General features: G+C 32.2%; 1 protein-coding gene. It reads right to left on the bottom strand.

Features of this window, described 5'->3' with window-relative positions:
* Positions 1-123: 123 nt before the first annotated feature.
* The coding region (locus tag ETC07_RS16355; RefSeq protein WP_136249344.1) for a winged helix-turn-helix domain-containing protein at positions 124-245 on the bottom strand (122 nt) is incomplete at its 5' end.

Genomic DNA, 245 nt, shown 5'->3' with positions numbered 1-245 from the left:
TCTTGTTTGAAGTATTTCGACTGAAAATAGTCGTTAAAAATGTATTGTTCAGCATTCAAGGCTGTAAAAACTAAACTGTTCACTCCCAAAAGTAGCAAAGCTAGTCCAATACTCACAGCGAATTTATTTTTCCATTTTGTAGCCAATGCCCCACACCACCTTTAAATATTTTGGATTTTTTGGATTTACTTCTATTTTTTCACGGATTTTTCTTATATGTACAGCTACAGTATTTTCAGCATTAA

This window comes from Halomonas borealis (assembly GCF_004798905.1).
GTDB classification, from domain to species: Bacteria; Pseudomonadota; Gammaproteobacteria; order Pseudomonadales; family Halomonadaceae; genus Halomonas; species Halomonas borealis.
Note: the sequence above shows the minus strand (reverse complement) of the source record. Positions and strands in the feature narration are given on the sequence as shown.